The organism is Paracoccus sp. (in: a-proteobacteria) (assembly GCF_046289755.1).
Taxonomy (GTDB): Bacteria; Pseudomonadota; Alphaproteobacteria; order Rhodobacterales; family Rhodobacteraceae; genus Paracoccus.
This window is the reverse complement of sequence record NZ_JBKBVD010000020.1, coordinates 1-22,727: the sequence shown is the minus strand read 5'-3', so window position 1 is coordinate 22,727 and position 22,727 is coordinate 1. Positions and strand designations below refer to the sequence as shown.

General features: G+C 67.4%; 24 protein-coding genes and 1 tRNA gene. 16 read left to right on the top strand and 9 right to left on the bottom strand.

What is annotated here, in order from left to right:
• Positions 1 to 2: 2 nt before the first annotated feature.
• The 4 genes from ACK41U_RS09410 to trpA all read right to left on the bottom strand — a co-directional run bounded on the left by ACK41U_RS09410 (position 3) and on the right by trpA (position 2,610).
• Positions 3 to 428, bottom strand: a complete 426-nt coding sequence (locus tag ACK41U_RS09410; protein WP_409678868.1) for a hypothetical protein — start codon at positions 426 to 428, stop codon at positions 3 to 5.
• A gap of 69 nt (positions 429 to 497) precedes the next feature.
• Positions 498 to 1,238, bottom strand: a complete 741-nt coding sequence (locus tag ACK41U_RS09405; protein ID WP_409678979.1) for a TerB family tellurite resistance protein — start codon at positions 1,236 to 1,238, stop codon at positions 498 to 500.
• Between the two features lie 47 nt (positions 1,239 to 1,285).
• Positions 1,286 to 1,816, bottom strand: a complete 531-nt coding sequence (locus tag ACK41U_RS09400; protein WP_409678866.1) for an N-acetyltransferase family protein — start codon at positions 1,814 to 1,816, stop codon at positions 1,286 to 1,288.
• Positions 1,813 to 2,610, bottom strand: a complete 798-nt coding sequence (gene trpA / locus ACK41U_RS09395; protein ID WP_409678863.1) for a tryptophan synthase subunit alpha — start codon at positions 2,608 to 2,610, stop codon at positions 1,813 to 1,815. Before trpA ends, ACK41U_RS09400 begins: the two co-directional genes overlap by 4 nt.
• Before the next feature lie 132 nt (positions 2,611 to 2,742).
• Between trpA and ychF the strand changes: the two genes are divergently transcribed.
• Complete coding sequence (gene ychF, locus ACK41U_RS09390; RefSeq protein WP_409678860.1) at positions 2,743 to 3,840, top strand: redox-regulated ATPase YchF; 1,098 nt, start codon at positions 2,743 to 2,745, stop codon at positions 3,838 to 3,840.
• A 471-nt stretch (positions 3,841 to 4,311) separates the two neighbouring features.
• Entirely contained in the window at positions 4,312 to 5,817 is a 1,506-nt protein-coding gene (locus tag ACK41U_RS09385) for a helicase HerA-like domain-containing protein (protein ID WP_409678857.1), read from the top strand.
• 8 nt (positions 5,818 to 5,825) lie between these two features.
• Here the strand turns inward: ACK41U_RS09385 and ACK41U_RS09380 are convergent, their stop codons facing one another.
• The gene (locus ACK41U_RS09380; RefSeq protein WP_409678854.1) at positions 5,826 to 6,203 is read right to left on the bottom strand and encodes a DUF6477 family protein; all 378 of its coding nucleotides are present in this window, start codon (positions 6,201 to 6,203) and stop codon (positions 5,826 to 5,828) included.
• A 217-nt stretch (positions 6,204 to 6,420) separates the two neighbouring features.
• On the opposite strand from ACK41U_RS09380, the gene ACK41U_RS09375 reads away from it, so the two are divergent.
• The 5 genes from ACK41U_RS09375 to ACK41U_RS09355 all read left to right on the top strand — a co-directional run bounded on the left by ACK41U_RS09375 (position 6,421) and on the right by ACK41U_RS09355 (position 11,277).
• Positions 6,421 to 7,560 (top strand): DUF6456 domain-containing protein, encoded by a 1,140-nt coding sequence (locus ACK41U_RS09375; protein WP_409678851.1) that lies wholly within the window; start codon positions 6,421 to 6,423, stop codon positions 7,558 to 7,560.
• Between the two features lie 83 nt (positions 7,561 to 7,643).
• Positions 7,644 to 8,558, top strand: coding sequence for a hydrogen peroxide-inducible genes activator (locus ACK41U_RS09370; protein WP_409678848.1), 915 nt, complete (start codon positions 7,644 to 7,646; stop codon positions 8,556 to 8,558).
• A 99-nt stretch (positions 8,559 to 8,657) separates the two neighbouring features.
• Positions 8,658 to 9,608, top strand: a complete 951-nt coding sequence (lipA, locus tag ACK41U_RS09365; protein ID WP_409678846.1) for a lipoyl synthase — start codon at positions 8,658 to 8,660, stop codon at positions 9,606 to 9,608.
• A 99-nt stretch (positions 9,609 to 9,707) separates the two neighbouring features.
• A tRNA-Leu gene (locus ACK41U_RS09360) sits at positions 9,708 to 9,791 on the top strand.
• Positions 9,792 to 9,894: 103 nt separating this feature from the next.
• Positions 9,895 to 11,277 carry a GntP family permease gene (locus ACK41U_RS09355; protein ID WP_409678976.1) on the top strand — a complete coding sequence of 461 codons (1,383 nt, stop codon included), beginning with the start codon at positions 9,895 to 9,897 and terminating at the stop codon, positions 11,275 to 11,277.
• Here the strand turns inward: ACK41U_RS09355 and ACK41U_RS09350 are convergent.
• Positions 11,274 to 13,139, bottom strand: a complete 1,866-nt coding sequence (locus ACK41U_RS09350; protein ID WP_409678843.1) for an ABC transporter ATP-binding protein — start codon at positions 13,137 to 13,139, stop codon at positions 11,274 to 11,276. The two genes, ACK41U_RS09355 and ACK41U_RS09350, sit on opposite strands and share 4 nt — an antisense overlap.
• A gap of 214 nt (positions 13,140 to 13,353) precedes the next feature.
• Between ACK41U_RS09350 and cobU the strand changes: the two genes are divergently transcribed.
• The 9 genes from cobU to ACK41U_RS09305 all read left to right on the top strand — a co-directional run bounded on the left by cobU (position 13,354) and on the right by ACK41U_RS09305 (position 20,687).
• A complete protein-coding gene (gene cobU, locus ACK41U_RS09345; protein WP_409678840.1) occupies positions 13,354 to 13,884 on the top strand; it encodes a bifunctional adenosylcobinamide kinase/adenosylcobinamide-phosphate guanylyltransferase in 531 nt (176 codons plus the stop codon).
• Complete coding sequence (gene cobT, locus ACK41U_RS09340) at positions 13,871 to 14,827, top strand: nicotinate-nucleotide--dimethylbenzimidazole phosphoribosyltransferase (protein ID WP_409678837.1); 957 nt, start codon at positions 13,871 to 13,873, stop codon at positions 14,825 to 14,827. Before cobU ends, cobT begins: the two co-directional genes overlap by 14 nt.
• Positions 14,817 to 15,539 (top strand): adenosylcobinamide-GDP ribazoletransferase, encoded by a 723-nt coding sequence (gene cobS / locus ACK41U_RS09335; RefSeq protein WP_409678834.1) that lies wholly within the window; start codon positions 14,817 to 14,819, stop codon positions 15,537 to 15,539. Before cobT ends, cobS begins: the two co-directional genes overlap by 11 nt.
• A 135-nt stretch (positions 15,540 to 15,674) precedes the next feature.
• Positions 15,675 to 16,283: a TRAP transporter small permease subunit gene (locus tag ACK41U_RS09330; RefSeq protein WP_409678831.1), complete on the top strand. Its 609-nt coding sequence runs from the start codon at positions 15,675 to 15,677 to the stop codon at positions 16,281 to 16,283.
• Positions 16,280 to 18,136: a TRAP transporter large permease subunit gene (locus tag ACK41U_RS09325; RefSeq protein ID WP_409678828.1), complete on the top strand. Its 1,857-nt coding sequence runs from the start codon at positions 16,280 to 16,282 to the stop codon at positions 18,134 to 18,136. The genes ACK41U_RS09330 and ACK41U_RS09325 overlap by 4 nt, the downstream gene beginning before the upstream one ends.
• A gap of 116 nt (positions 18,137 to 18,252) precedes the next feature.
• A complete protein-coding gene (locus tag ACK41U_RS09320; protein ID WP_409678825.1) occupies positions 18,253 to 18,702 on the top strand; it encodes an RrF2 family transcriptional regulator in 450 nt (149 codons plus the stop codon).
• A gap of 260 nt (positions 18,703 to 18,962) precedes the next feature.
• Positions 18,963 to 19,517, top strand: coding sequence for a thioredoxin family protein (locus ACK41U_RS09315; protein WP_409678823.1), 555 nt, complete (start codon positions 18,963 to 18,965; stop codon positions 19,515 to 19,517).
• A gap of 1 nt (position 19,518) precedes the next feature.
• Positions 19,519 to 20,205: a phosphoglycolate phosphatase gene (gene gph / locus ACK41U_RS09310; RefSeq protein WP_409678820.1), complete on the top strand. Its 687-nt coding sequence runs from the start codon at positions 19,519 to 19,521 to the stop codon at positions 20,203 to 20,205.
• A gap of 53 nt (positions 20,206 to 20,258) precedes the next feature.
• Positions 20,259 to 20,687, top strand: a complete 429-nt coding sequence (locus ACK41U_RS09305) for a TIGR01244 family sulfur transferase (RefSeq protein ID WP_409678817.1) — start codon at positions 20,259 to 20,261, stop codon at positions 20,685 to 20,687.
• Positions 20,688 to 20,732: 45 nt separating this feature from the next.
• Here the strand turns inward: ACK41U_RS09305 and ACK41U_RS09300 are convergent, their stop codons facing one another.
• From ACK41U_RS09300 to ACK41U_RS09290, 3 genes are all read right to left on the bottom strand, one after another.
• Positions 20,733 to 21,077, bottom strand: coding sequence for an arsenate reductase family protein (locus ACK41U_RS09300; RefSeq protein WP_409678815.1), 345 nt, complete (start codon positions 21,075 to 21,077; stop codon positions 20,733 to 20,735).
• A 144-nt stretch (positions 21,078 to 21,221) separates the two neighbouring features.
• Entirely contained in the window at positions 21,222 to 22,526 is a 1,305-nt protein-coding gene (locus ACK41U_RS09295) for a DUF3422 family protein (protein WP_409678812.1), read from the bottom strand.
• Between the two features lie 81 nt (positions 22,527 to 22,607).
• On the bottom strand, positions 22,608 to 22,727 hold a 120-nt coding region (locus ACK41U_RS09290), incomplete at its 5' end, for an NAD(P)(+) transhydrogenase (Re/Si-specific) subunit beta (RefSeq protein WP_409678973.1).

Sequence of the window (22,727 nt, the reverse complement as noted above, 5' to 3'; positions counted from 1 at the left end):
ACTCAGATCTCGATGTCGTCCGGTGAGGGGGTGGGGGTCAGGTCCGGGGCCGGATCACCGGGCGTGACCAGACCGCGCAGCCCGTCCCCGATGGGCGGGGGCGGCGGCGCCTCGGCGCGGCGGCGGATCAGCACATCGCCATTCTCCAGCCGCTCGGGCGGGTGATAGTGGCGGATGTCATCGACCAGAACCGCCAGATCCTGCAGGGCGGGCGCCAGCTGTTGCAGCGCGCCCGACAGATCGCGGGTCATCAGGTCAAGCTGGGGCGCGGCCTCGGACATCAGGTTGCGAAACAGCATGCCGATGCCGCGTTCGATCAGGCCCAGACCCTCTTCGGTCCCCTCCGCAGGCTGCGGCGGGGCAGGCTGAGCGGAGGCGGGCAGCGACAGGGCTGCAACAGTCAGGGCGGCAAGGGCAAGGCGGCGCATCGACATGACCCCAAGATGGGCGCGCGCGGGCCATGGCGCAAGCCCCGTCAGCCCCTCGGGCCATGCCCCTCAGGCCGGGCGCTGCTGGTTTGCCGCGTGCAGGGCGCGGAATTTCTCCCATGCCTCGTTCAGGCGGCGGGTGCGGGCCTCGGCCAGCCGCACCGCCTCGGGGGGCAGGCCACGGGCGATGGCGCGGTCGGGATGCGCCTCAAGGATCAGGCTGCGCCAGCGTTTGCGCGCATCGGGCAGCGGCGTGCCGGGCGCGATGCCCAGCACGTCGCAGGGCGGGCATTCGCTGCGCGGATCATGGCGGCGCCGGATATCGGCCAGCCGCTCGGGCGCCAGCGCGAAGATGCGCGCGACCTCGTCCAGAAAGATGATCTCGGCCTCGTGCAGATCGCCATCGGCGACGGCGATGATGAACAGCCCCTCGATCACGTCCTCAAGCACCGGATCGCCGGGCGCGAACATGGAGGCGATCTTGCGCGCCCATGCGTCAAACCCCGCCACATCCTGCCGGGCCAGATCAAAGACTCGGGCGGCGTTCTTTTCCTCGGCGCGCGGGATGATGAAGACGCGGCGAAAGGCTGCGATCTCGGACCGGGCGACGGTGCCGTCGGCCTTGGCCAGTTTCGCGCCAAGCGCGATCACCGCAATGGTGAACGCGACCGAGCGTTCGCGCGGCGTGGCCGGGCGGCTGGTCCACATGAAGGCCACGACCCGGTCCGCGATCCGCTGCCAGAAGCTGCGCGGACGCGGCAGGTCGGGGCACGGCCCGGAACAGATCAGAGGGTTGTCGCAGCATTCCATGGCGCCAAGGTTAACGCCCCCGGCCTCGCTGCGATAGGGGCGCGATGTCACTGGCCCAGATCCCCCGCGCCCAGATCCTTGCCCATCAGCACCAGATCGTGGAACTGCCCGAACTTCCAGCCCGCCGCAGGGATGCGCCCCCATTCGCCGTAGCCAAGCGCCGCGTGAAAGGCGATCGAGCCCGCGTTCGAGCCGGTGATCCCCGCAATCATCAGCCGGTGGCCCGCGTCGCGGGCATGATCCTCGATTGCGGCCAGCAGGCGGCGGCCCAGCCCTTGCCCGCGCGCCTGCGGGGCTGCGTGGATTGTGTGTTCCATGCTGTGGGCATAGCCCGCGCCGCCGCGAAACTGGGAATAGGTGGCAAAACCCAGCACGCCCGCATCGGTCTGGGCCACCAGAAAGGCCAGACCCGCCGCCTGCCGTTCGTGGATGATCGCCGCGATCTCGGCATCGCTGCGTTCGGTGGGCCAGAAGGTGATGGCGGTGTCGCGGATGATGGCATTCCAGATCGCCCCGATGGCCGGGGCGTCCGCAGATGTGGCGTCGCGCAGAATCACGCCATCAGCCCCCCCGGTCATCCCCGGTGCGCACCGGTGGCCAGATCGCGCACGAAATCAAGGATCTCGGACACAGGACGGCCTTCGCCGATCTGTTTGACGATGGCGCTGCCCACGACGCAGCCATCGGCCACCGAGGCGATCTGCTGCGCGGCCTCGGGTGTCGAGATGCCAAAGCCCACCACGACCGGCAGCCCGGCGCTGGCGCGGATGCGCGCGACCTCGGGGGCCACCTCGGCGGCGTTGGCGGCAGGCCCGCCGGTGATGCCGGTGACGCTGACGTAATAGACAAAGCCCGAGGTGTTTTTCACCACGGCAGGCAGGCGGCGGTCATCGGTCGTGGGCGTGGCCAGCCGGATAAAGTTCAGCCCGGCGCGGGCGGCGGGCAGGCACAGTTCCTCGTCTTCCTCGGGCGGCAGGTCGACGACGATCAGCCCGTCGATGCCCGCCTCGACCGCCTCGGACAGAAAGCCCTCGACCCCGCCGGGGCGGGCATAGATCGGGTTGTAATAGCCCATCAGCACGATGGGGGTGGTGCTGTCATCCCGCCGGAACGCGCGCACCATGTCCAGCGTGCGCGAGACACTGCCGCCTGCGGCCAGCGCGCGCTGGCCCGCCAGCTGGATGATCGGGCCGTCGGCCATCGGATCGGTGAAGGGCATGCCCAGCTCGATCACATCGACGCCCGCCTGCGGCAGGCCGCGCATGATCGAAAGCGCCGTGTCCTGATCGGGATCGCTGGCCATCATATAGGCGACGAACGCCTTTTTGCCTTCGGCCTTCAGCGCCTGAAAGGTCGTGTCGATTCTGGTCATGTCCGCCCCCGCGCAGCTTTTCATGCAGCACTAGCCCGCAAGCGCGCCGGGCGCAATGTGCGCAGGCTGGACTTGGGGGCGGGGGCGGCGTAACAGACGCGCGGAATTCGCAAATGACAAAGGGGCGCGCAGATGGGCTTTCGCATGGGGATCGTGGGCTTGCCGAATGTGGGCAAATCCACGCTGTTCAACGCGCTGACGCGCACGGCCGCCGCACAGGCCGCCAATTTTCCGTTCTGCACGATCGAGCCGAATGTCGGCGAGGTGGCCGTGCCCGACCGGCGGCTGGATACGCTGGCCCAGATCGCGGGCAGCAAGCAGATCATCCCGACGCGCATCACCTTTGTCGATATTGCGGGTCTGGTGAAGGGCGCCAGCAAGGGCGAGGGGCTGGGCAACCAGTTTCTGGCCACCATCCGCGAGGTGGACGCGATTGCCCATGTGCTGCGCTGCTTCGAGGATGGCGACATCACCCATGTCGAGGGCCGCGTCGATCCGCTGGCCGATGCCGAGGTGATCGAGACCGAGCTGATGATCGCCGATATGGAATCGATCGAGCGCCGTCTGGCCAATATCGCGCGCAAGCTGAAAGGCGGCGACAAGGAGGCCGCGCAGCAGGAGGGGCTGCTGAAACGCGCACTGACCGCCCTTGAGGCCGGTCAGCCCGCCCGCACGCTGGACATCGCCGAGGATGACCGCAAGGCCTGGGGAATGCTGCAGCTGCTGACCTCGAAGCCGGTTCTGTATGTCTGCAACGTGGCCGAGACGGATGCCGCCAACGGCAATGCGCTGAGCGACAAGGTGGCCCAGATGGCCGCCGCGCAGGGGGCGGGCCATGTCGTCATCTCGGCCCGGATCGAGGAAGAGATCAGCCAGCTTGAGGCCGAAGAGGCCGAGATGTTCCTGTCCGAGATGGGGCTGGACGAGGCGGGTCTGGACCGGCTGATCCGCGCGGGCTATGAATTGCTGGGCTTGCAGACCTATTTCACCGTCGGCCCGAAAGAGGCCCGCGCCTGGACCATCACCCGCGGCACGCTGGCCCCGCAGGCGGCGGGCGTGATCCATGGCGATTTCGAGAAGGGCTTTATCCGCAGCGAAACCATCGCCTATGACGATTACGTCGCAGGCAATGGCGAGGCGGGCGCGCGCGAGGCCGGCAAGCTGCGGGTCGAGGGCAAGTCCTATGAGGTCAAGGACGGCGACGTGCTGCATTTCCTGTTCAGCGGCTGAGTTTGTCCCGCAGACCACCCAGGGCAGGGCGGTGCAGGGCGGTGCGATGCATCGCCCTTTTTGCTGGCCCTTTTTGCTGCCTGCGCCGCAAATTCGTTACCGCATTGTCATCATGCCGTCATCTGCGGGAATTAGATAAGGCCGCAGCCAGTGATTGCTGCGGCCCCTCGCGCGATTGTTGGTGCGCAGTCTCCCTGCCGGACTGGCCGGTCATCATTGGGCGCGAAACTAGTCGCGGCGTCGTGATCCGTCAACAGCCCAGAACTGTCCCTTTGGTCAGGTTTCGGCGCTGCCCCGTTCTCAGATGAAAAAAGCCGCGCCCGAAGGCGCGGCAGTCCAACAGGGAGGAAGGTCCGACGCCAAGGATGCGGCACCGGACGACTCAACCATGACACGAAAAGGTTAAGTTAGTCTTGCGCGATAAAGCGTTGCATGTTCGCCTGCGAAAAATCGCCGGCGGGTGGAACGATGATGCGGTCAGTGCTTGATCCAGAGGCAGGAGAGATCTTTGTCGGCGGCTGCGGCCCCGACTATGGAACCTCTGAAACAGTTTTGTTGCGGCTGGCGAACCGGCACGGGCTGATTGCGGGCGCGACCGGCACCGGCAAGACGGTGACCTTGCAGACGCTGGCCGAAAGCCTGTCGCTGGCGGGCGTTCCCGTCTTTCTGGCGGATGTGAAAGGCGATCTGGCGGGCCTGTCGCGCCCCGGCGATCCGGGCGGGCGGCTGCATGACGCCTTTGTCGCACGCGCCGGTCGGATCGGTTTGTCTTTGGATTATCAGGGATTTCCGGTGGCGTTCTGGGATGTCTGGGGCGAGCAGGGCCACCCCGTCCGCACCACCCCGGCCGAGATGGGGCCCCTGCTGCTGTCGCGACTGCTGGACCTGACCGCCGTGCAGGAGGGGGTGATGAACATCGCCTTTCGCGTGGCCGACGAAGAGGGGCTGCCGGTCCTCGATCTCAAGGATCTGCAGGCGATGCTGCGCTGGGTGGGCGCGAATGCCGGTGACCTGTCGCTGCGCTATGGCAATGTCAGCGCCGCCAGCGTCGGCGCGATCCAGCGCGCGCTGCTGGTGCTGGAGAATCAGGGCGGCGCGCGGTTGTTCGGGGAACCGGCGCTGGAGCTGTCGGACCTGATCCGGTGCGACGCCTCGGGCAAGGGGGTCATCAATATCCTGTCGGCGGGGCGGCTGATGACTTCACCGCGCCTCTATGCGACCTTTCTGCTGTGGCTGCTGTCAGAGCTGTTCGAACAGCTGCCTGAAATCGGCGATCCCGACCGCCCGCGCGTGGCGTTCTTTTTCGACGAGGCGCATCTGCTGTTCGGTGACGCGCCCAAAGCCTTGATCGAAAAGGTGGAACAGGTCGCGCGGCTGATCCGGTCGAAAGGCGTCAGCGTCTGGTTCATCAGCCAGAACCCGACCGATATTCCCGATCCGGTCCTGTCGCAGCTGGGCAACCGGGTCCAGCACGCACTGCGCGCCTTTACCGCGCGCGACCAGAAGGCGCTGCGCGACGCGGCGCAGAATTACCGGCCCAACCCGGATTTCGACATTGCCGAGGCGATCCGGCAGGTGGGCACGGGCGAGGCCGTGACCTCGTTTCTTGAGGCCAAGGGCAGTCCCGGCGTGGCGCAGCGCACGCTGATCCGCCCGCCCTTCAGCCAGCCCGGCCCGATCACCGGGGCGCAGCTGCAGGCGCATCTGGCCGCGTCCGATCTGGGGCCGAAATACGACCGCAGCATCGACCGCGATTCGGCGCATGAGATGCTGGCACGGCGCACCGCCGATGCGCCCCCGCCCGAGGCCCTGCAGCAGGCGCGGCGCTATCAGCCGCCAGCGCGCCGCACCTCGACCGCGCGCAGCGATGGCGTCGCGGAGACCTTCGGCAAGCGCCTTGCCAGAGAGTTGGGCACACGCACCGGGCAGGCGCTGGTGCGCGGCCTTCTGGGATCGCTGCTGAAAAAGCCGCGCTGAACACGCGCCTAGCGCGCGGCCAGCAGCGGCGCGGGTGCGGCCTCGATCGCGGCCTTCATCTCGGCCAGAATCGCCACCATCAGCAGCACGTGGCGCCGCATGGGATATTCCGCCGCAGCGGCCAGCCGCATGTCGTTCACCATCGCCTCTTCGGCGCGCAGGCGCGGCAGGCAGGCGCCGGGGCGCGGGCAATTGTCCAGCCGCAGGAGCCGCGCCAGATCGCGCTCGCGGCGCCATCCACGCTGACCCTCGCGCGCGGCCCGGATCAGCAGCCGGGGACGGCGCAGCGGCTGATCGGTGCCGCGGGGGTGAAAGGGAATCACATTGCCGTCCCTGCCTTTGGAACTGTTGGCTGACAGGTTGGCTGCGGCACGGTCTGCGGTCATGGCATCAATCCTTTGATCTGCGACAGCCACAGCTTCACACAACCACAGGGTGTGTTGCCGATTCTGCCCGTGCAGCGCACGCACCGGCAATCATTCTTTAGGGTTTGTTAGTGATTGTTGCGTCTACGTGCAGAAACGCCCGGTTAACCAAGATGGGCGAAGATTCAACCCAGGGTGGTTTTTTGCCGGACTGCCCAAGGACCACAAGGGACGTGACATGACGATATTTTCCGGTGATTTCGCAATCGGCCCCCACGAGGCGGAGCACCGCGAGGACGGCGCCTGCCTTGCTGCCCCGGACGGTTCCGCCGATGATGACCTTTGCCAGGACGCGCAGCTGTATCTGCGCCATGTCGAGAATGGCGAGGCGATCCGCGCGCTGGCGCGCGAGACGGGGTGCCATGCCTCGACCATTCTGCGCCGCATCCGCCGGTTCGAGGCGCGGCGCGACGATCCGCTGGTCGACGCTGCGCTGACATCGGCCCCCCGCCCGGCGCCCCAGTTCGATGAGCGTCAGGCGCTGCGCGTGCTGCGGCGGCTGTCGGAACCGGGCGCGGTGCTGGCCTCGGCTGTGGGCATGGACAAGGCGATCGTCACCCGCGACGACATCCGCACCGCCGTGCTGACCCGGCATCTGGCCGAGGAACTGGCCCTGCGCGGCTGGGTGGTGCAATCGGGGCAGGGCGGTCGGCTGTCGCGCTATGTGATGGCGCCCACCGGTCGCGACGCGCTGCGCCAGATGCTGCGCTCGCCCCGTCAGCGCAACGCGGTGCCGGGCCCGGACGCCTTTGACGAGGCCGCGCCGGTCGTGACCGGCATGGCCGAGGCGCCCACCACATTCGACCATGCCGGTCAGCATCGGGTCTGGGACGACCGGCTCATCACCGACCCCGAAGATGGCCGCCGCCGCCGTGCCCGCGTCAACATCGCCGAGGCGCCGCTGCTGCTGCTGGCGCGCAGGCGGGATACGGACGGACAGCCCTTTCTCAGCGCGGGCATGGTCGCGGCCGGGGAACGGCTGCGCGAGGATTTCGAACTGGCGCAGATGGGGCCGCGCGTGACGCAGAACTGGGACGGGTTCATGACCTCGGGCATCGACGTGTCGCGCCATGGCGGCGGGCATCGCGGCGGGTCCGAGACGGCGCGCGACCGGGTGGCCCTTGCGCTGCGTGATCTGGGGCCGGGGATGGGCGACATCGTGCTGCGGGTCTGCTGCTTTCTGGAAGGGATCGAGATGACCGAGCGCAGGCTGGGCTGGTCCGCGCGCTCGGGCAAGATCGTGCTGCGGCTGGCGCTGATGCGGCTGGAACGGCATTACGCCGAAACCTATGGCAAGGGCGCGCCGCTGATCGGCTGATGCCCGCGCGCGCCGCTTGAGTGGCGGCGTGTGGCGCGATAAGGTATCGCTTATCCATTGCACCATGCGCATCAGGCGGGCTTATGAACATCACCTTGCGCCAGTTGCGCTATTTTCTGGCCCTGTCGGAACACGCGCATTTCACCCGCGCCGCCGAGGCGATCCATGTCACCCAGCCCGCCCTGTCGATGCAGATCCGGCAACTGGAAGAGGTCGCAGGCGCAAGGCTGGTCGAGCGCACGCCCGCGGGGATCGTTCTGACCCCTCAGGGCCGGGCGCTGGACACCCATGCCCGCCGTGTCATGGCCAGCATGGCGGGGCTGGAACAGGCGATGCGGCAGCCGGGGCAGGGGGGCCGCCTGATGCTGGGGATGATCCCGACGGTGGCGCCCTATCTGCTGCCGGTGGCCCTGCCGGTGCTGCGGGCGCAGAATATCGGCCGCGACCTGCATCTGCGCGAGGCGCAGACCGAACGCCTGCTGGACGAGCTGGCCGCCGGGCGGCTGGATGCGGTGGTGGTGGCGACCCCGCCGCAGGGGGGCAGCACCGAGGCCGTGCCCCTGTTCACCGACCGCTTTCTGCTGGCGGGCAGCGCCGCGCGCATCGCCGATCTGGACGCCCGCAGCGACGCCCGCAGCATCGGGCCGCGCGATCTGGACCCCGGCCAGCTGCTGCTGCTGGATGAGGGGCATTGCCTTGGCGATCAGGCGCTGGAGGTCTGCGGGCTGAACCGTCGCAGCAGCCGGCTGGATCTGGGCGCGGCCTCGCTGGCGACGCTGTGCCGGCTGGCGGCGCAGGGGATGGGGCTGACCTTCCTGCCCGAGATCGCCCGCAGTCAGGAGATTGCCGCCGCCCCCGGCCTGACCGCGATCCGCTTTCCCGATCCTCAGCCCGCGCGGCAGGTGGTGCTGATGCGCCGCGCCTCGACCCCGCCGGGCGGCTGGTTCGATGAGCTGGCGCAGATCCTGTCGGATGCGGCGCGCCCGCTGCTGGCCTAGCTGCCGGTATCGGGGGACGCGCGCGTTGCCAAAGGGTGCGGAACGCCTTAGATATGGCGGATACGCGACGGAACGCCCGCGACCAGAAGGATGACCAGTTTGCGCGACCTCACGATCCCGGATCAGCGCCACCCGGAAAAGGCGCATCGCCCCGATCAGGCGCAGCCGAAAAAACCCGCATGGATCCGCGTCAAGGCGCCCACATCCGAAGGCTACAAGGCCACGCGCGATCTGCTGCGCGAACATCGCCTGTCGACCGTCTGCGAGGAAGCAGGCTGCCCCAATGTCGGCGAATGCTGGAGCCAAGGCCACGCCACCATGATGATCATGGGCGAGATCTGCACCCGCGGCTGCACCTTCTGCAATGTGGCCACCGGCAAGCCCAACGCGCTGGACGCGTTTGAACCCGGCCGCGTCGCCCATGCGGTGCAGAAGCTGGGCCTGAACCATGTCGTCATCACCAGCGTCGACCGCGACGATCTGGACGATGGTGGCGCCGAGCATTTCGCCCAGACCATCCGCGCGATCCGCCACCGCTCGCCCGCCTCGACGATCGAGGTGCTGGTGCCGGATTTCCTGAAATCGGCCCCCGGCGCGCTGGAGAAGGTAGTCGAGGCGCGGCCCGATGTGTTCAACCACAATCTGGAAACCGTGCCCGGCCTCTATCCGACCGTGCGGCCCGGTGCGCGTTATTTCCATTCGCTGCGCATTCTGCAAAAGGTCAAGGAGCTTGATCCGACCATGTTCACCAAATCGGGGATCATGGTGGGTCTGGGCGAGGACCGGCAGGGCGTCTTGCAGGTGATGGACGACATGCGCGCCGCCGATATCGACTTTATCACCATCGGCCAGTATCTGCAGCCGACGCCCAAGCATCACCGTGTGGACCGCTTTGTCACCCCCGAGGAATTCTCGGGCTATGAGAAATCGGCCTATGGCAAGGGGTTCCTGATGGTCTCGGCCACGCCGTTGACGCGGTCGTCCTATCATGCGGGCGATGATTTCGCGCAACTGCGGCAGGCGCGGCTGGAAAAGCTGGGCCGCGCCTGACAGACCCGCGCGCGCGGGCTTGCAAATCCGCGCGGGCCGATTTACGTCAGATTTCACGGCCCCTCGGGGCCTTCGGTCAAAGCGCCGGGCACTGGTCCTGGGGGTATGGCGGAATGGTAGACGCAGGGCATTCAAAATGCCCCGCCGCAAGGCGTGGGGGTTCGAGTCCCTCTACCCCTACCACCGCTTTGACCACGCCCTTTTCTGCATTGCAGCATCTTGCGCCCGGTTGCCGGGGATGAGACCCTGCGGCCCATCCGAAACGGGCATGCGGGGCGCGCGCGATATGGGTCTGCTGGGCATCTTTCTGTCGCTGATCTTGCTGATGTATCTGGCCTATCGCGAGATCAATGTTCTGGTCCTGTCGCCGGTTCTGGCGCTGCTGGCGGTGGCGATGTCGGGCGGGGTGCCGCTGCTGGCAAGCTATACGCAGGTCTTCATGACGGCGCTTGGCGATTACGTCATCCTGTATTTTCCGCTGTTCCTGCTGGGCGCGATCTTTGGCAAGATCATGGCCGACAGCGGGGCTGCGCGCAGCATTGCCGAATGGATCGTGGCGCGGCTTGGCGCCAGCCGGGCGATTCTGGCGGTGGTGCTGTCCTGCGGGGTGCTGACCTATGGCGGCGTGTCGCTGTTCGTGGTGGCCTTTGCCGTCTATCCCATCGCCAGCGCGCTGTTCCGCCGCGCGGGCATCCCCAAGCGGCTGCTGCCCGCGACCATCGCGCTTGGCGCCTTCACCTTCACCATGAGCGCCTTTCCCGGCACGCCCGCGATCCAGAACGCCATCCCGATGCCGTTTTTCGGCACCAATGTCTTTGCCGCGCCGGTTCTGGGGCTGCTGGCGGGGGCGATCATGCTGGCGGGCGGCACGCTGTGGCTGAACCGCCGTGCGGCTGCTGCCACCGCGCGCGGCGAGGGATACGGCACCCACCCCGCCACCCCCGCCGATGCCAGCCTGCCCGAGGAGGCCGACCTGCCGCCCTTTGCGCAGGCGGTCATGCCCGTGGTCGCGGTGATCGCGCTGAATGCGCTGCTGAGCTGGGTCGTCTTTCCGCGCATGCAGACCGCCTATCTTGCCCTGCCGGAATATGGCGGGACCGATCTGTCGGCGGTGGCGGGGCTGTGGGCGATCATCGTCGCGCTGGTCGTGTCGATCTGTCTTGCCATCGCGCTGAACCGGCGCCGCTTTGCCAGCCTGCGCGGCAGCGTCAACGAAGGCACGATCGGCTCGTTGCAGCCGATCCTCAACACCGCCTCGGTGGTGGGCTATGGCGCGGTGATCGCCTCGCTGCCGGGCTTTCTGGCTCTGCGCGACGCGGTGCTGGGGCTGTTTCCCGCCGATCCCGTCGCCTCGCTGGCGGTGGCGGTGATGGTGCTGGCGGGCATCACCGGCAGCGCCTCGGGGGGGATGTCGATCGCGCTGCAGACGCTTGGCGCGCAATTCGCGGAAATGGGGCAGGCGCAGGGGATCAGCATGGAGCTGATGCACCGCGTCACCGCGCTGGCCTCGGGCGGGTTCGACGCGCTGCCCCATAACGGCGCGGTCATCACCCTGCTGGCGATCAGCGGGATGAGCCACCGCAAAAGCTATGGCGATATTTTCGTGGTCGCGGTGGCGATTCCGGCTGCGGCCCTTCTGGTGGTGATCCTGCTGGGCGGCATGTTCTAGCGATAACCCTGCGCCTGCAATTCGAACAGTTCCTTGTAACGTCCCGGGCGCGATAACAATTCCGCGTGGCTGCCCTGATCCTGCACGGCGCCCTGTTCCAGCACGATAATGCGGTCGGCCATCCGCACGGACGAAAAGCGGTGCGAGATCAGCAGCGCCGTGCGCCCCTCGGTCAGGTCGCGAAAGCGCTGGAACACCTCGAACTCGGCGCGGGCATCCAGCGCGGCGGTCGGCTCGTCCAGCACCAGCAACTGCGCGTCGCGCATATAGGCGCGCGCGATGGCCAGCTTCTGCCACTCGCCGCCCGACAGGTCCAACCCGCGCGCAAAGCGGCGACCGACCATCTGGTCATAGCCCTGCGGCAGCTTCGCAATCACCTGATCCGCCAGCGCGCGCTCGGCCGAGGCCACGATGCGCGGCCGGTCCTCGCGTTCCTCGATGCGGCCGATGGCGATGTTTTCGGCGGCCGTCACCGCATAGCGGACGAAATCCTGAAAGATCACGCCGATGGCGCCGCGCAGGCCGTCCAGATCATAATCACGCAGGTCGCGCCCATCCAGCGTGATGCGCCCCTCATCAGGGTCATAGAGCCGCGCCAGCAGCTTGACGATGGTGGTCTTGCCCGCGCCATTCTCGCCCACCAGCGCCACGGTTTCGCCCGCGTGCAGATCCAGCGTCATGTGGCGGACCGCCCAAGCCTCGCGGCCCGGATAGCGGAAGCCCACATTCTCGAACCGGAATCCCTGCCGGATCGGGTTGGGCACCGGCAGCGGATCGGCGGGCGAGGCAATGGCGGGCAGGGCGGTGAAGAACCCGAACAGGTCGTCCAGATACATCGCCTGCCCCGCCATGCTGGAAAAGCCCGCCAGCAGCCCCTCCAGCAGCCCGCGCAGGCGCAGGAAGCTGCCCGACAGAAAGGTCAGATCGCCAAGCGTCAGCTGCCCCGTCAGCGTGCGCGCGATGATCCACAGGAACGCCGCGTAATAGGCCAGCGTGCCAAGCGCCGTCAGCACCGCCATGACCGACAGTTGCCGCCTCTGGATCTTGCGGTTCTCGCGATAGAACCGCTCGGCCAGCACCAGATAACGGTCGCGCAGCCAGGGCGACAGGCCGAATATCTTGACCTCTTTCGCGGTCTCGGCGGTGGCGGCGATCATGCGCAGATAGTCGCGTTCGCGCCGGTCGGCCGCGCGGGCGTGGTTCAGCGCATAGGTGCGGGCGTTGAAGTGCATCTCGCCCAGCAAGGACGGGATCAGCGCCAGCGCCAGCAGCACCACCAGCCACGGATTATACAGGATCAGGCCGATGGCAAAGCTGGCCACCGTCACGCTGTCCTGCATCTGCTGCATCAGCTGGTTCAGCAGCGGAATGCGTCCCATCGTCTGGCGCCGCGCGCGGTCCAGACGGTCCTGAAATCCGGCATCCTCGAAACTGGCAAGGTCCAGCCCCGCCGCGTGGTCCATCAGCCGGATCGAGATGTCGATGACCAGCTTTTCCTGCAGCAGCGCGTCGGCATAGCTGACCAGCCGCCCCAGCACATCCTGCGCCACGGCCAGCGCCAGTTCCAGCGCGACCAGCCAGATCAGCCTGTCGGCCAGCCCGCTGTCCCACCAGCCGGACAGGCTGTCCGGCCCGCCCGAGGCCGCCCCGCCCATGCCCGACAGCGCCACGACCTGATCAATGATCAGCTTGCCCACCCACAGCATCGCCACCGGCATCAGCGCCCGTAACAGGCGCAGCACGATCATGGCGGCGGTCAGCGCCGGGCTGGCCCGCCAGACCAGCACCAGAAACGGCGGGATGTTCTTCAGCGCCGCCCACCGGGCCGAAAAGGACGGACCCTTTGGCGTGTCAGTGGGCATGGGCTGCAACCTCGCTGTGGCGGGCGCGCGCGCCTGCGCCCCGGTCGCTGATCCGGCGCGGCGCGGACGGTCTGTCGGGCGGTGGTGGCGACAAGCTGATCACCGCGTGGTCTCCGGGTCATGTGCAATCCGGTGCACCTTAGGCAAAGCGCGGGCATCGGCAAGGCGCATTCCCGCTTCACAGACGGCGCGTCATGTGGAACAGATGCGCGCCATGAGCGACCGGGGACATATCACGCTGGTGACGGGCGGCGCGCGCTCGGGCAAATCCGATCTGGCCGAACGGCTGGTCGCGCGCCACGGTCTGCCGCGCCTCTATATCGCGACAGCCGAGCCGCGCGATGGCGAGATGGCTGAACGAATCGCGCGGCATCAACGGCGTCGCGGCGAAGGCTGGATCACGGTCGAAGAGCCGGTCGCGCTGGCCGGGGCGCTGCACCGGACCGACGGGCAGGGCGCGCGGCTGGTCGATTGCCTGACGCTGTGGCTGTCAAACTGCATGGGTCAGGCGGATGTCGGCGCGCTTGTCGCGGCGCTGCGCCAGCAATCCGGCCCTGTGGTGCTGGTCACGAACGAGCTGGGACAGGGCATCGTTCCGGCAAATGAGCTGTCCCGTCGGTTTCGCGACGATCACGGGCGGATGAACCAACTGATCGCGGGGATGGCCGATGAGGTCTGGCTGGCCGTCGCGGGCCAGCCCCTGCGCCTGAAACCGACAAGGGACGATCCCGATGCGCCACTATGACGAGACCGCCGCCAATGCCGCCCGCGCGCGGCAGGCCGAATTGACCAAGCCGCCCGGCTCGCTTGGCCGGCTGGAGGATCTGGCCGTGTTCATGGCCGGCTGGCAGGGGCAGGCGCGCCCCCGGATCACCGCCGCGCAGGCGCTGGTCTTTGCGGGCAATCACGGCATCGTGGCGCGCGGGATCACGCCCTTTCCCGCCGAGGTCACGGCGGCGATGGTCGCCAATTTCCGCGCCGGTGGTGCGGCCATCAACCAGCTGTGCCGCGCGGCGGGGGCGGATCTGACCGTCGTGCCGCTGGATCTGGACCGGCCCACCGGCGATTTCACCCAAGGCCCCGCCATGAGCGATGCCGAGGTCTCAGCCGCAATGCAGGCCGGGGCCGATGCGGTCGATCCCGGCGCCGATCTACTGCTGCTGGGCGAGATGGGGATCGGCAATTCCGCCGTCTCGGCGGCGCTGGCGGGGTCGGTCTTTGGCGGGCAGGCCGAGGACTGGACCGGCCCCGGCACGGGGGCTGCGGGCGAGGTTCTGACGCGCAAGATCGCGGTCGTGGCCGAGGGGCTGGCGCGTCACGCGCCCACCGATACGCGCGCCACGCTGGCGGCGTTTGGCGGGCGCGAGCAGGCGGCGATCTGCGGCGCGGTGCGGCGCGCGCGCGAACTGGGGCTGCCGGTGCTGCTGGACGGGTTCATCTGCACCGCCGCCGCCGCCGTGCTGACCCGCGACGATCCCGATGCGCTGGCCCATTGCCTGATCGGCCATGAAAGCGCCGAGCCGGGCCATCGCCGCCTGATCGCAGCCCTGGGAATGACGCCCGTGCTGTCGCTGGACATGCGGCTGGGCGAGGGTTCGGGTGCTGCCGTGGCGCTGTTGGTGCTGCGCGCGGCGCTGGAATGCCACAACGGCATGGCCACCTTTGCCGAGGCCGGGATTGCGGGCTAGGTGGCATCAGGCGCTGCTGGCGGCGGTGTTTCTGACCCGCCTGCCGCTTGGCCGCCTGTTGCCCGCCCGCGTGATGCCGCTGTCGGATGCGGCATGGTCTTTTCCGCTGATCGGCGCGCTGGCGGGTGCGCTGGCGGCGCTGCCCTTGTGGCTGCTGGGGCCGGGGCTGCTGCCCGCCGCGCTGGCGCTGGCGGGGGCTGTCTGGCTGACCGGCGCGCTGCACGAGGATGCGTTGGCCGATTTCGCCGATGCGGGCGGCGGCCGGACGCGCGAGGACCGGCTGCGCATCATGCGCGATTCGACCATCGGCAGCTATGGCGCCGTGGCGCTGATCGCGTGCTATGCGCTGCGGCTGACGGCTCTGGCCGGGCTGGGTCCGTGGCACCTGATCGCGGCGATGGCTGCCGGGCGCGCGGTGACCGTGGCGCTGATGGCGGGCCTGCCGCCCGCGCGCGCCGACGGGCTGGGGCAGGGGGCCGGGCGCCCCTCGGGCGGATCGGTTCTGGTGGCGGGCGGGCTGGCCCTGGCGCTGCTGGCCGTTGCCGCTCCGGGTGCTGCGGTGCTGGCGGCGGGGCTGGCTGCGGGTGCGGCGGGGCTGGCGGTTGCGGCCCGTGCCCGGCATCTGCTGGGCGGACAGACGGGCGATGTGCTGGGCGCGGGCACGCTGTGGGCCGAGACGGCGGTGCTTGTGGCCTTTGCCGCACTGGTCTGAGCCCGATTGCGCCGCGCGCCCCGCACCGAATATCTTGACCGGTCCCGGCATCCGTCATACCCCGGTTGAACGCGCACAAGCCGGGGCACAACCGGCCCGACCCGCCGGGTCCGCGCCAAGGGGGAGGACTACAGCATGAACGGGCTATTGGCCCTGTCACGCGGCATCGACCGCGTCACAACCGTGATCGGCAAATCGGTGGCCTGGCTGATCCTGATGGCGATCCTTGTCAGCGCGGTCAATGCCGTGGTGCGCAAGGTGTTTTCCATGTCCTCGAACGCCTGGCTGGAGCTGCAATGGTATCTGTTCGGCGGCGCCTTCATGCTGGCCGCCGCCTGGACGCTGCTGGACAACGAACATATCCGCATCGACATCATCTATGGCCGCTGGTCGCGCCGGGTGCAGCACTGGATCGACCTGCTGGGCACCCTGCTGTTCCTGATGCCGTTCTCGGCCATCATGATCTGGCTGATGCAGCCCTCGCTGATGCGGTCATGGCGTGCCGGAGAGGTGTCGATGAACGCAGGCGGGCTGATCATCTGGCCCGCCAAGGCGGTGCTGCTGGCCGGGTTCATCATGCTGTTCGTGCAGGGCATATCCGAGATTATCAAGAAAATCGCGGTGATGCGCGGGCTGATCCCCGACCTGCATGTCGGCCATGACACGGCGCTGCGCGAGGCCGAGCTGATGACCGCAGGCATGCGCGACGACCGCATCGACACCACCCCGGAGAGCCGCCCGTGATCGACCTTATCGCCCATAACCTGGCGCCCATCATGTTCGTGTCGATGGTCGCCTTTCTGCTGATCGGCTATCCCATCGCCTTCGCGCTGGCCGCCAACGGGCTGCTGTTCTTCTTCTTCGGCGTGTTCCTGACGCCGCTGTCCGATCAGGTCAATCTGGGCTGGAACCTGCTGGGCGCGCTTGGCGACCGCGTGTTCGGGGTGATGCGCAACGACACGCTGCTGGCGATCCCGTTCTTTACCTTCATGGGGATCGTGCTGGAACGCTCGCGCATGGCCGAGGATCTGCTGGACACGATCGGCCAGCTGTTCGGCCCGGTGCGCGGCGGGCTGGCCTATGCGGTCATTCTGGTCGGTGCGCTGCTGGCGGCGACCACCGGGGTCGTGGCGGCCTCGGTCATCTCGATGGGGCTGATCTCATTGCCGATCATGATGCGCTATGGCTATGACCGGCGTATGGCCTCGGGGGTGATCACCGCCTCGGGGACGCTGGCGCAGATCATCCCGCCCTCGCTGGTGCTGATCGTGCTGGCCGACCAGCTGGGCCGCTCGGTGGGCGATATGTACAAGGCGGCGATGGTGCCCGCGCTGGTGCTGACCGGGATCTACATGCTGTACGTGCTGGTCATGTCGTTCCTGCGCCCGGCCTCGATGCCCGCGCTGCCCGCCGAGGCCCGCAGCCTGGGCTCGGGCGGCTGGTCGCTGGCCCTGTCGCTGGCCTTTGCGCTGGGGTTCTACTGGCTGGCCGCGCAATGGCTGGAGGGTCAGCTGGGCGATGACAGCGCCATCTGGGCCGCCGCGCTGACCGTGGTGGTCATGCTGCTGCTGGCGCTGCTGGACCGGGTCACGGGGCTGCATCTGATGTCGCCGATGACGCGGCAGGTGATCATCGTGATGATCCCGCCGCTGGCGCTGGTCTTTCTGGTGCTGGGCACGATCTTTCTGGGCATCGCGACGCCGACCGAGGGCGGCGCCATGGGCGCGGTCGGCGCGTTGGTGCTGGCCGGGATGAAGGGGCGGCTGTCGTTTGGCGTCGTCAATCAGGCGCTGCTGGCGACGGTCAAGCTGTCGGCCTTTGTCATGTTCATCCTGATCGGCGCCACGGTCTTTTCGCTGACCTATTATTCGATCAACGGCCATATCTGGGTGCGCGACCTGATGACCGCGCTGCCGGGGGGCGAGATCGGGTTCCTCGTCGCCGTCTGCGCCATCATCTTTTTCCTGGCGTTCTTTCTGGATTTCTTCGAGCTGGCCTTTGTCATCGTGCCGCTGCTGATCCCGGCGGCGAATGTGCTGGGCATCGACCTTGTGTGGTTCGGGGTCATTCTGGCGGTGACGATGCAGACCTCGTTCCTGACGCCTCCGGTGGGGTTTGCGCTGTTCTATCTGCGATCCGTGGCGCCGCGAAAACCCTACAAGGACAAGGTGACCGGCTTGCAGATGCCCGCGGTCAGCACGATCGACATCTATCGCGGTGCGGTGCCGTTTGTGGGGCTGCAGGTGCTGATGATCGTGGCTGTGATCGCCTTCCCGCAGATGGTCATGCACTATCGCGGCCCGGTGATCGACAGCTCGAATATCCGCATCGAGATCCCCATGGGAGGCGGGCTTGGCGGCGGGCTTGGCGGCGGGCTTGGCGGGGGCCTGAACGGCGCGCAGCCGGGCGGCGGCAGCGGATTTGGCACACTTGGCGGTCTGGGCGGCTCGCCCTTTGGCCAGCAGCAGCCGGCCAGCCCGGCGCCGGCGGGTGATCCGGCGGGTGATCCGGCGGGTGATTCAGGCGCGACCGAGCCGGCACCGGGCGGGATGGGCCTCGGATTGGGTGGTCCGCCGCCGGGTCTGTCAGGGAACTGAGCACGACGCGGCGGGGGCCTGTCGCAGAAAACCCCCGCCGACAAGTCGTCTTTTCTGGCCTGTCCGCGCGAAATTGCCTATGATCCGTATTACACGCCGCGCCAAAGGCCTCTCTGATGATCACGCAAAAGATGAAATACGCGCTGAAAGCCCTGCTTATTCTGGGTGACGAGGCGCGGCGCAATCATCCCGAGGCGCTGACCATCGAGGCCATCGCCACCCGCTCGGGGACGCCCAAACGGTTTCTCGAGCAGATCCTGCTGGAGATCCGCAATGCCGGGATCGTGGCCTCGATCCGGGGCCGCTCGGGCGGCTATTTGCTGATCAAAAGGCCCGAAGAGATCTCCATATCAGAGCTTCTGCGCCTGATCGACGGGCCGATCGCGCCTTTGCCCTGCCTGTCGCGGCGCGCCTATCAGCGCTGCGAGGACTGCACGGATGAGGCCACCTGCCGCTTGCGCCGGGTCTTTGCGGAACTGTTCTGGTCCTATCTGATCCTGATCGAGTCGCTTAGTCTGGCTGACATGCTGGGCTCGGAAGAGATGGCGGCACAGGTGGCCGGATAACAGCTATCTGTTTGATATATAACAGTTTTAATTTAAGACGGGCCGCAGCAGCACATCCTTTGTCGGCTGCTGGACGATCCGGCATGTCTGCCGCCATGTCGGTCTGCGCGCGCGGCTGAGACCACACAGGAAGGCGCAACTCATTTACCCATAATCTGTATTATGTAACTACAATATCAGATCGGCGTTGCGACCATTTCATGGGTTGTTGCGATCCTCACACTTGCCCCAGACTGCTGCCAGACAACACGGAGACGACGATGGCCGTATCACCACCCGTATGCGATTTCGACGCCCCCTGGCAGGATTTCTCGTTGCCCGGCACCGATGGCCAGACGTACCGGCTGGATGACGTCAAAGGTCAGCGCGGCACGCTGGTCATGTTCATCTGCAACCATTGCCCCTATGTGCAGGCGATCCTTGACCGGATCCTGCGCGACGCCGCCGCGTTGCAGGCGGCAGGCATCGGCGTCGTGGCCATCTCTTCGAACGATGCTGACAGCTATCCGCAGGACAGCCCCGAACAGATGCGCCAGCTGGCGCAAGAGCGCGGCTTTCCCTTTCCCTACCTGCATGATGCCACCCAGCAGGTTGCCCGTGCCTATGGCGCCGAATGCACGCCGGATTTCTTTGGCTATAACAGCGACGGCGGACTGCAGTATCGCGGGCGGCTGGATGCCTCTGGCCGCACGGCCGGTCCGACCGATGCCCGCCGCGACCTGTTCGAGGCGATGATGCAGATTGCCGCGACGGGCAAAGGCCCCGAAAATCAGATCCCGTCGATGGGATGTTCAATCAAATGGAAAGACGCCTGATATGCGCAGTGCCCCTTGCCCGGTCGTGTTCGACCTTGATGGAACGCTGATCGACAGCGCGCCCGACATTCATGCCTGCGTGAACGCGGTGCTGCGCGACAATCAGGTGCCGCCGCTGACACTGGCGCGGGTGCGCAGCTTTATCGGCGGCGGCGTCGATCTGCTGTGGACCCGCGTGATTGCGGCCTGCGACATCGACCCGGTCCATCGCCGCGATCTGATCGCCGCCTTCATGTCGCGCTATCACGACGCGACCGCGCTGACGCGGCTTTACCCCGGCGCCGCCGGGGCGCTGGCGGCGCTGGCGCAGCTGGGCCACCCCATTGGCCTGTGCACCAACAAGCCGCTGGGGCCGACGCAGCATATTCTTGAACATTTCGGCCTGACCCGCAGCTTTGGCGTGGTGATCGCGGGCGACTCGCTCCCCGAGAAAAAGCCGCATCCCGCGCCGCTGCGGGCGGCCTTGTCGGCGCTTGGGGCGGATGGCGCGCAGCCGCGCGGTCTCTATGTCGGTGACAGCGAATTCGACGCGAACTGCGCCAAGGCCGTCCCGGTGCCGTTTCTGCTGTACACCGAGGGCTACCGCCATGTGCCGCTGGACGAGATGACCAGCCATGCGCGGTTCAGCCATTTCGACCATCTGCCCCGACTGGTGGCAGACGCGGCCGAGGTGCTGCCAGCGGCTTGACATCCCGCCCCGAACCGGCTGAATCGCGGTGAAGCTCCGCGAAAGGACCGCCCATGGATCTGCGTCAACTCAGCCCGACCCTTGCCGTCTCGGCCCAGATCCAGCCCGAGGATGTGCCCGCGCTGGCCGCCGCAGGGTTCAAGGTGCTGGTCAACAACCGCCCCGACCACGAGGTCGACGCCCAGATCGACCATGACGCCATGTCGAAGGCGGCAGCCGAAGCCGGGATGCGCTATCATTACCTGCCGTTCACGCCCGGCGAGGTGACACCGCAGCTGATCTCGGATTTCGGCGCCGCCACCGCCGATCAGGCCCCGGTCATCGCCTATTGCCGCAGCGGCAACCGCTCGACCGTGCTCTGGGCGCTCAATCAGGCTGGAAAACTGCCCGAGGGTGAAATTCTCGAAACGGCGGCCAAGGCGGGCTATGATCTGACATCGGTGCAGCCGCTGATCGCATCGCTGGCCAGCCGCAAAGGCTGAGAGGGGCAGGCGACCCCTGCCCCATCGCCCCCTGCCCCATCAGGGTCAGACCGGCACGCCAAGCGCCCGCTTGACATTCGCGGTCCAGCCCAGAAGCCTTTGATCCCCCTCGACAATCGCCGGGCGCTTCATCACTGATGGCTTGGCGCCCATCATCAGGGCCGGATCGGCGGCGCGCTCGTCCTCGGACATGCCGCGCCAGGTCAGGCTGGCCCGGTTGATGATCTTCTCACCGAAATCCGTGACAAGCGCCTGACGCTCTGCCTCGGTCAGCGGCTCTTTCTGGACGTCGCGAAAGCTGACCTGCCAGCCCTGCTCTTCCAGCGCGGCCTGCGCCTTCTGGCAGGTTGAGCAATGGGAAAGACCAAATATTTTCAGGGTCTTGACCATAATATCCTCGATCAGATGAAGGGGACGAACGGCACACCGCAGGCGGACAAGGCGGTCAGGGTCAGAAGGGCAAGGTAAAGGCGCATGATCATGGCTCCGGGTGAGGGTCGCCTGTTTATTGCCGCAGCCCTGCCCCGCCACAAGTCACAATGTGCTGTGGCCGCCCTGATGCAGGTTTTGCCGCACCCGCCGCATCCCCCACCAGGCCACCAGCACGGTCAGCGGCGTCAGCGCGGCAATCAGCACCGTCTTGTCCAGCCCCACACCCGCCGCCAGCGGCGCCATCGCATAGCCCAGCAGCCCCACAGCGTAATAGCTGATCGCCACGACCGACAGCCCCTCGACCGTGTGCTGCAACCGCAGCTGCAGATCGGCGCGGCGGTCCATCCGCTCCATGATCTTCTGGTTCTGGGCGCTGCGTTCGACCTCGACCCGCGTGCGCAGCAACTCGCCGGTCCGGGTCGCCCGCTCCATCACCGCCTTCAGACGGGCCTCGGCCGATTGGGTGGTGCGCATGGCGGGCAGATAGCGGCGGCGCATGAATTCGGTCAGCATCTGGCATTGCAGAAAGCGGGACTCGCGCAGAACCTCGATCCGGTCGGCGACGATGGCCTGATAGGCACGCGTGGCGCCAAAGCGGAAACTGTGCTGGGTGGCCTGCGCCTCCAGCTCGGTGGCGATGGGCAGCAGGTCGTGCAGCACCTCCTCGGCGGGGCGCGCACCGTCGGCCATGCTGTCGACCAGCGCCGACAGCCGCAGCTCCAGCGCATTCAGCCGCGAGCTCAGATCCCGCGCCCGGCTCAGCCCCAGCATCGAGACGGCGCGATAGGTCTCCAGTTCGACCAGCCGGTGCACCAGCCGCCCGATCCGGCCCTCGGACACGTCGGGGCGCACGAAGGCGGCAAAGCGCATCCAGCCATCCGGGTCGATGCGGAAATCGCTGGCGATCACGGCGGTTTTGTCCAGCACCCAGACCGCCGCCAGACTGTCGCGCGCAAACCAGCCCGAGATGCGGGTCAGCACCTCGGCCGGGTCTTCGGGCATCAGGTCGATCTGCACCATGACGGCGGCGACCCGGCGGCCCGGCGCATGGTCCTGCCACGGATCGGGAAAGATCGCGGCGGCGGAGGGGTCAAAGGGCCGTGGCGGCAGGCCCGGCGTCATCGCCATATAGGTCACGAATTCGGTGTGACTTTCCCATTTCAGATCGTGCCGCCCCAGCTTGCCCTGATAATGGCTTTCCTCCGGGTCGGGGCGCTGTCCGCCATGGCGGGTGACCAGTTCGGCCAGATGCGCCTGATCGCGCGCCCGGTCGCGGTTGGCGGCGTCGCGTGGTTCCTTGAAGGCCAGAAACACCGCCGTCGAGGGCGCCCGCAGCCGGGGCGAGGGCCGGGCGTGCAGCTCATTCACCAGCGCATAGCGCATGGGATGTTCGGTCTCGGGGGTCACGCGGCTCTCCTGCGGTGGCTCATATGCGACAGGGGCCGCACGGGCCCCTGTCATGGTTATAGACTGTTCACCGGAAAAGGCTCACTCGATCATCGGCAACAGCTTATTGATGCTGTCTTTCGCATCGCCATAGAACATGCGGGTGTTGTCCTTGAAGAACAGCGGGTTCTCGATGCCGGAATAGCCGGTGCCCTGACCGCG

Coding starts and splice junctions, on each gene's coding strand:
- ACK41U_RS09305 (WP_409678817.1), top strand. CDS start 20,259: ATGGATCTGCGTCAACTCAGCCCGACCCTTGCCGTCTCGGCCCAGATC.
- ACK41U_RS09350 (WP_409678843.1), bottom strand. CDS start 13,139: ATGCCCACTGACACGCCAAAGGGTCCGTCCTTTTCGGCCCGGTGGGCG.
- ACK41U_RS09370 (WP_409678848.1), top strand. CDS start 7,644: ATGAACATCACCTTGCGCCAGTTGCGCTATTTTCTGGCCCTGTCGGAA.
- cobU (WP_409678840.1), top strand. CDS start 13,354: ATGAGCGACCGGGGACATATCACGCTGGTGACGGGCGGCGCGCGCTCG.
- ACK41U_RS09385 (WP_409678857.1), top strand. CDS start 4,312: ATGCGGTCAGTGCTTGATCCAGAGGCAGGAGAGATCTTTGTCGGCGGC.
- ACK41U_RS09400 (WP_409678866.1), bottom strand. CDS start 1,816: ATGACCGGGGGGGCTGATGGCGTGATTCTGCGCGACGCCACATCTGCG.
- ACK41U_RS09315 (WP_409678823.1), top strand. CDS start 18,963: ATGGCCGTATCACCACCCGTATGCGATTTCGACGCCCCCTGGCAGGAT.
- ACK41U_RS09410 (WP_409678868.1), bottom strand. CDS start 428: ATGCGCCGCCTTGCCCTTGCCGCCCTGACTGTTGCAGCCCTGTCGCTG.
- ACK41U_RS09320 (WP_409678825.1), top strand. CDS start 18,253: ATGATCACGCAAAAGATGAAATACGCGCTGAAAGCCCTGCTTATTCTG.
- ACK41U_RS09300 (WP_409678815.1), bottom strand. CDS start 21,077: ATGGTCAAGACCCTGAAAATATTTGGTCTTTCCCATTGCTCAACCTGC.
- ACK41U_RS09375 (WP_409678851.1), top strand. CDS start 6,421: ATGACGATATTTTCCGGTGATTTCGCAATCGGCCCCCACGAGGCGGAG.
- gph (WP_409678820.1), top strand. CDS start 19,519: ATGCGCAGTGCCCCTTGCCCGGTCGTGTTCGACCTTGATGGAACGCTG.
- ACK41U_RS09380 (WP_409678854.1), bottom strand. CDS start 6,203: ATGACCGCAGACCGTGCCGCAGCCAACCTGTCAGCCAACAGTTCCAAA.
- ACK41U_RS09355 (WP_409678976.1), top strand. CDS start 9,895: ATGGGTCTGCTGGGCATCTTTCTGTCGCTGATCTTGCTGATGTATCTG.
- ACK41U_RS09330 (WP_409678831.1), top strand. CDS start 15,675: ATGAACGGGCTATTGGCCCTGTCACGCGGCATCGACCGCGTCACAACC.
- trpA (WP_409678863.1), bottom strand. CDS start 2,610: ATGACCAGAATCGACACGACCTTTCAGGCGCTGAAGGCCGAAGGCAAA.
- cobT (WP_409678837.1), top strand. CDS start 13,871: ATGCGCCACTATGACGAGACCGCCGCCAATGCCGCCCGCGCGCGGCAG.
- ychF (WP_409678860.1), top strand. CDS start 2,743: ATGGGCTTTCGCATGGGGATCGTGGGCTTGCCGAATGTGGGCAAATCC.
- ACK41U_RS09405 (WP_409678979.1), bottom strand. CDS start 1,238: ATGGAATGCTGCGACAACCCTCTGATCTGTTCCGGGCCGTGCCCCGAC.